This is a genomic window from Legionella tunisiensis, assembly GCF_000308315.1.
Taxonomy (GTDB): domain Bacteria; phylum Pseudomonadota; class Gammaproteobacteria; order Legionellales; family Legionellaceae; genus Tatlockia; species Tatlockia tunisiensis.
In genome coordinates this window covers 1-5,601 of the sequence record NZ_CALJ01000077.1, presented here as the reverse complement: position 1 = coordinate 5,601, position 5,601 = coordinate 1, and the positions used below count along the sequence as shown (strand labels likewise).

Below are 5,601 nucleotides of genomic sequence, written 5' to 3'. Positions count from 1 at the left end.
TACTACAGTTAATTTAACTACGTCACCTAATGATATAGTGAGAAATTCGATAAAATCATTCAAGACATCACTGTCAATAGCTTGTTCAAAACTGGGCTTTTCTGCCTTTTCGTATCCTCGAGCATTCAATTGATCACTTTTTCTTTTATTTTTGTAAATTAACTTCAAATAGAGCGAGTGGGCTGAGTTCTTTTAGTTTTTCGTCAGTTAGTTATTTTTGTGTAAAATTAGAAGATTGTCTTATCAGATAAACTATATTGACTTTGGGGTACAACGGGTCTGGGCCTGTTTTAAATAACTCAGATGCTTTTGCAAATGACGTATCAAGATTTGCGTGACTATCCCTGGAGATTCCTTGCCATTTTTTAAGCTCTCACCATCCCCAATATGGCTATGAACAAATTTAACTTTCAACCCCTCGTGGGTTCTGTTTTTAATGCATCGCCTACAGCACGATTCCATCCAAGCGCTTTAATGGCTTACTCATAGGAATTGGCAACACAGAACTGCCATGCCCTTCTTCTCTAAGCATTGCTGTCAATTCTTTATTTGTAAATTTAGTTCGAACCGTTTCATTAATAGCATCAATTATACTGAACAATTCCTTTGGTGTTGCATCTTTATAAGGAATCTTAAATTTATTGGCCAATGCTTCGACTGTTTCAAGTCCAATCGGTGCATGAGAGAATAGAGTAATCTGGCCTTCTTCACTTAAGGTATAACCAATAGCTTTAACGATAGATTTGTAACAGAAATCAACTATATGACGTACATCATCTTCCTGAACCAACCCTTTCTTTATCAGGACACTCATGTTGGCTAAAGAGGCTCCTTGCCCTCTTCCCAGATTATATTGTCCTGTAAAAGAAACTCTTTCGTAATCCTTAATAAATTCCATACTATGGTTGGATATCATGACATCCATATCCACATTAGCTTCACGTAGTTTTTTTAGCACCAAGAGGGTAAAATAATCATTATTTCCTCTATCTGCCAATTCATCACCAATAAGAGTGATAGCACGTTGATCGTTTACTCCAGCCTTGGCAATAATTGATTCAAATGTTTCGATTTGTTCTTTTGTAAGATTGCCAACTGGCGTTTTATAAATATCGCGTATCTGCTCGTATTGGTCCTTATCTAATGTCAGGACACCTTCTTCAATTAACGTATAAATTAACTTCAGAGCGTTTCCGTGAATATCTCCTATACTGACATGCGTGTGGTTGTGTTCTAGAACGGCAGGAAAGATATCAAGGTTTGCATCTCGCTTTTGTATAGGCATAAAATCATCACTTTCTAAACACAATTAATTACATGACTAAAAAATCATCTATATGTCAAAATATGGATCATCATGTTTATTACATGACATTCCACGTATTAGCTCTCATGCCCATGGTTTTTAATAACCATATGAAATAAAATAAAATTTTACTAAAGTGACTAGTATAAAAGATGTCAGAGATAGGACCGTGTGTTTGAATGAAAGAATTGATTTGTCTGTCAATTCTTGGAAACGTAATAGGGGGCGAATTCATTTAGCTCGTTTTAGGCGCTGGATGCAGGCTTGAATTTTGAACTTCAATTTAATGACTAACGTAAAACTCAAGCCTGATTCCATAGATTTCTTCTGTAAAAGTTATCCCTAAGGTGAGCAAGATAATAAGGCTACGGGAACCTTATTATCTTGTTTTTAGTGATCAATATTAGGATTTAACTATTATAGATAAGGCTAGCAGCAAGGCAAACTGCTCCAGTCACTACAAATCCAATTTCTTTCTTATGATTCCATAACTGAGTAAAAAATGAAGGTTGATAGGTTGGTTCATTTCTACTTTCCTCTCCCTGAACAGGAATTTCAGAAATAGTGGCTCTTTGAACTCCCATCTCTTCTTCAGGACGGGAAATTTTGTGGGCAAAGAAAGGACATTTGCTAATTGCTTGAGTTGATATTCTGGTTCTTGCTTTTTCGTTATCAACAGGTTTTACTTCAGCTCTCACAATAGTGTCCATAGGAATTCGCAACGATTCTGCCAATTGTGGATCCAAATGGGCAATTAAAGGTTGAAGCCCCGCATTAATTCCCCTCGACCCTTCTGATTGAGCACTGGTTAATGAGTATTCTTGTAATTTTAAACCTATTCCGTACAAAATTTTTAACCCATGAGATAATTGCTCAGCTTCTTGCGTAGTTAAATGAGACATAGCCTCTTCGGTGCTAACTCCAGGTTTTTGCAAGATGACAAATTAACGCCGGTAGTTTATTCAAACCCAATTCTTGGCGTAAAATCTGTAACACAGAGCCACAATAATCAAACTGAGTGCCAGTAATGACCTTATCATCACTTTTAGGAAAATTCTCTGTGGTAATAGCTAATTCTTCGATTATTCTTTGCGCAGATTCATGATCCAAAACACTCGATAAAAGATCATATAACTCACTCTTCCCATTTTGAGAAAATGCTTCAGGCAATAATTGTTCCACCATCATTTCTTCTGCGACTAACAAGGCAGTAGACAACACAGTTGCGACATGGCTGCCAGTGTTAAAAGAAGGGCTAACTAAATAACCATTGACTTTAGCGTCAATAAAATCACTATGGCTCTGAATGATTGCACTATCATCAAAGGATCGAAAGATAGGCTGGTCTGCACTGTCTTTCATATCAAAGGCATAGGCAACTGCCTTTAAATTGTTATAAGTCACCTCAAAATTATTCGTAAACCTTATAGGTAATACTGTTCGCTTACTTCGCGGCTGACTCACGTGCAATGGTTGCACCATTTCATCCTGCAAAGCACCTACCAGAAAATCATCCACACAGGAAGGATCTTCTTTTATGGCTTTTTGCATACGATTATAAGCGACGGATAAAGAATTACTTAGCAATGGACGTGGATCAAAATTGTATTTTTGTAAGTAATCAAAAATGACATACATAGCATTAAAAGCCTGGTTTTGAATAAACAAACCTAAACCACTGCTATTAACAAGGTTACCCGCTTGTAAAATTTTTTGTTGTGCGGGGCGTTTTTCATAAAATCCCCCTTCTGAAATTGCTGTCACGCGAATGATGTCTTCTGTTATTTCTTGTGGCAATACTTCTCCTGTTTCGGCATGGATAATCCAACCTAAAGGAGCGAATTTTTCATGTTTAGATGTAGAAATAGCAAGTCCGTTAGACTCTTGGGTATATTTCTGCTTGTCATCCATATAAAATCCAAGCTTGCTTATCTGAGAAAATTCAAGCGTCAAATCAAAATCAGAAAATACTACTCTAACGGGTTTCCCTGATTCCCGTAACTCTTCGTCGATAGCTTGTCGCTCAGTGGGACTAACAGAAGAAGGGCAAGCTAGATAAATGAATCCTTGTTTGGTCAGTTCATAGCGCATACTTCGGCCAACACTCCATACTGGAGCATGAATAATATCCCATAGTCCTTGCTCGCCATAAGTCGTTTGTTTATTCACATGAACCAAAGGCTGTGCTCTTTCGTTTAATAATTTCGAACGACCTAATGATAGATGACTTGCAAACTCTAAGGATTGACCAACCGCTTTTGAGCTCATGGCGTCAGAACCATCAAAGAACATATCAACCTCATCATCTCCATGTGCAGGTCGTTCTACAGGGTTGTTAGAGTAATCAAATTTTGCAACTTGTTGTAATAATCCAGCACGTTGCCCCTGTCCTAAATGAAATCGAATGACTAAAGCGCCAATATTCTTAAAGCGTTCAGTAAACGCTTCGAGTGGGCTTAACTCTGAATTAAAATCAATATACCCTTTTTTATCAAAGTTATCTTCCCCATACTGGGCACCTTGATAAGACAAAGTAATCCCGTGATACGATTTCTTGTCTTGCTTTATTTGTTCATAAATAGACGGAATAGAATTCATAATAATCACTTTATAAAAAAATGAGCATTATATGGCATGATTATTAAGGCTAGATTAACAGCAATAGGTCGTTCTTAAGTGGATTGTTTGTTTTAAGCAGCTGTATATCGAGACCTTGCTCTTCTTACCTATAGGGATCACCCATTAGAAACTCTCGGTCAAGAGGTAAAGCAAAGCCGTTTGGTTTGTAAGCCAAATTTTATAATTTTAGAAGTGTTAGAAGGTTACATGTACACTCTATGCATCTAAAATTTCTAATGGAGGTGTCCTCTAATATGCACCAGTCACCCATATGAATTAAGACATTTACTAATGGCCTGATGGACATTAGTAGTCCTTGGCATTATCGCCTCAGAAATTATATAGTGCCGTGCTCAGTCCAAGTCGCCAGGTTCTATGAACCAGAATGACAAATCAGTGGCTTATGTTTTTACATGGCCAACCCTTTGTGGCTCAGAGCACGGGCATATCAGTATACAACAAACTTCAATGACCTCATGATTAGATTAAGTGGTTAAGGTAAAGGTTTAATCAGAGCTATTGGTTTTACCAACCCCATGGTATAACTCAATTACCTTAACCGAACGCCGTTTAACCTGATTACATAAATGCTTTTTGTACATTAAACTCCACCTGGTCTCTCAATACATAAAAACAAGCTCGAGCTAATTTATGTGCAACCGTTTTAATCGCAACAACCTTGTTTGTTTTGGCGAGTTTCCGTTGATAATACTGTTTCACCGTTTCGTTATATCGAATTGCAAAATTAGCAGCTTCAGTAAACGCCCAAGCTAAAAATTTATTACCGTTTTTGCTATTGGTATTTCCCTTTTTCTTACCATTACTAAATTTTGCCCCACTAATACATCGGCAATAGGAGGCATAATCGCCCACTGTATCAAAACGCGAAATCGCCCCTGTTTCTAACATAATTGTTAAAGCCAATACCAAACCGATTCCATCAATACTGGTTAACTGTTCAAAGGCACGTTCCAACCGCAAGTCTTTTTTAAGTACCTTTTCCAAGGTATTGATTTGCTCCTGTAAACAATTCATAACCACCAAATTACTCTTCACTGCTAATGCAACATGAGGGATTAAAAAATCAACATCCACTTGCTCTGCTGTGAGTTGCTTAATTTTGTTTGCGGAAATTCTTTTATTCAAATGCCGAGCATAGAGTCCCTGAATTGACTGGACATTTAGAGTGCTCTGTTGCACCAATTGCATACGTTTGCGCATTAAATCCCGCGCCGTACGTTGCTCCTTGGGATAAATATAGCCTTCCGGTAAAATGCCTAATCGCAACAGTTCAGACAACCAACGAGCATCACTCGTGTCATCCGTATACTTCACTCCTGAGTACTGCTGTATCGCCGCCGTATTAGCAAGATGAACTTTAAACCCTGATTCCATTAAGCCATCTACCAACCAGTACCAGTTGTACGTTGACTCAACGACAACTCCTAGTAGATTACTTCGCCATGGCTCCAATAAAGAAACTATTTTTATAAGGTCGTTCGCTATTCGTTTGCGTAATATTTCACGACCTTCTTCATCAATTAATACCACAACACTATTATTTGAATGTAAATCAATTCCACCATATAGTTTCACTCTAAGCTCCTTTATTAACCGTTTTTGTTTTCTTCCAAACTAAACTTTACCGGTTACTTCAAGGAGCTTTCTATATGATT

The 5,601-nt window shown here is 37.6% G+C and carries 4 protein-coding genes; all 4 read right to left on the bottom strand.

What is annotated here, in order from left to right; translation table 11 throughout:
* Positions 1-445 precede the first annotated feature (445 nt).
* Complete coding sequence (locus BN58_RS05930; protein ID WP_156812386.1) at positions 446-1,285, bottom strand: hypothetical protein; 840 nt, start codon at positions 1,283-1,285, stop codon at positions 446-448.
* Positions 1,286-1,716: 431 nt separating this feature from the next.
* Positions 1,717-2,241, bottom strand: a complete 525-nt coding sequence (locus tag BN58_RS35825) for a hypothetical protein (protein WP_019216055.1) — start codon at positions 2,239-2,241, stop codon at positions 1,717-1,719.
* On the bottom strand, positions 2,222-3,904 hold the full coding sequence (ceg17, locus tag BN58_RS22560; protein ID WP_269570104.1) for a Dot/Icm T4SS effector Ceg17: 1,683 nt from the start codon (positions 3,902-3,904) through the stop codon (positions 2,222-2,224). Before ceg17 ends, BN58_RS35825 begins: the two co-directional genes overlap by 20 nt.
* A gap of 600 nt (positions 3,905-4,504) precedes the next feature.
* Positions 4,505-5,521, bottom strand: coding sequence for an IS110 family RNA-guided transposase (locus BN58_RS05920; RefSeq protein ID WP_019215489.1), 1,017 nt, complete (start codon positions 5,519-5,521; stop codon positions 4,505-4,507).
* Between the last annotated feature and the right edge of the window lie 80 nt (positions 5,522-5,601).